Origin of the sequence: Pediococcus damnosus (assembly GCF_001437255.1) — a bacterium.
GTDB lineage: Bacteria > Bacillota > Bacilli > Lactobacillales > Lactobacillaceae > Pediococcus > Pediococcus damnosus.
Genome location: NZ_JQBD01000165.1, coordinates 1 through 1,130 on the forward strand (window position 1 = coordinate 1; position 1,130 = coordinate 1,130).

At 35.5% G+C, this 1,130-nt stretch carries 1 protein-coding gene; it reads right to left on the reverse strand.

Annotation, left to right across the window (positions count from 1 at the left end):
* Positions 1-224 precede the first annotated feature (224 nt).
* Positions 225-1,094: a DegV family protein gene (locus IV84_RS10455; protein WP_046872518.1), complete on the reverse strand. Its 870-nt coding sequence runs from the start codon at positions 1,092-1,094 to the stop codon at positions 225-227.
* Positions 1,095-1,130: the final 36 nt, after the last annotated feature.

The window sequence follows — 1,130 nt, forward strand, 5'->3', positions numbered from 1 at the left end:
TTTCCTACATTTTACGGGTGCCTTTTACAACGTCTTTGTTTCAATTGATTGGAATTCGCAAAAAAAACAGATTTTAAGGAATCGTTTTATAGCCGAATTTATAAATTCAAATCCATGAATTAATTTACAAAAATATAAAAATACAGCAACTTAAAAAATTTCTTTTTAAGTTGCTGTATTTTTATACTTAATTAACGATTATTAAAAATGTTGAATTTTTGTAGTTATTGGCGATCTGTTTTACCCAAAGAGAAGACAGCAACACAGCCTAAACCAGTGTGACTGCCAATGGTTGGTCCAATGTGTTCAATCAATATTTGGGCTTTGGGAATGTTTTCGTGGATGTGATCAGAAACTAATTTAGCAGCGTCATCAGCTTGACTCGTAGCAATCACGATTCTGGGATTATCCCGATTTTCTAATGTCTCAAGCGTATTGTCTGCTAGTTCTTTCAATGATCTTCGGCGGGATCTAACTTTACTGACTACGCGTAAGTAACCCATTGTATCAACATCCATCACTGGTTTAATTTGAAGAATAGACCCAACTGCCGCTGATGCACGAGATACGCGGCCACCGTGATATAGGTAATTAAGATCATTAACCGTGAACCACTGGCGATAACGTAACCGGTTAGTTGTAAGCCAGTTAGTCAGTTCGGTGATTCCCATACCTGCTTTTTTCTTATCAATGGCATCCAGCAACATTAACCCTTCACCACAACTTGCAGCAAGGGAATCCACCAAGAAAATTTGTGCATCCGGATACTCCTGCAAAAGCATGTTTTTAGCATTTTTTGCATTATTAAACGTGCCACTTAAACCTGATGAAAAGCCTAGATATAAAATTGGAATTTGTTTTTTTACGTAAGGTGTAAAAAATTCGACAAATTGACCAATGTTGATTTGGGCAGTTGATGGCATTACGCCTTTAGCAATTTGTTGATAAAAATGATTGAGATCAAATTTATGTTCTAAATCGTCTGTATATTCCTGACCATCAATATCGACATGCATTGACACAAAATCAACGTGATTATCAGCAAGCAATTGGTAAGGTAGATCAATACCTGAATCAGTTAATAATTGATACATAATATACTCCCTCGTATTATATATTTTGAAACTTTG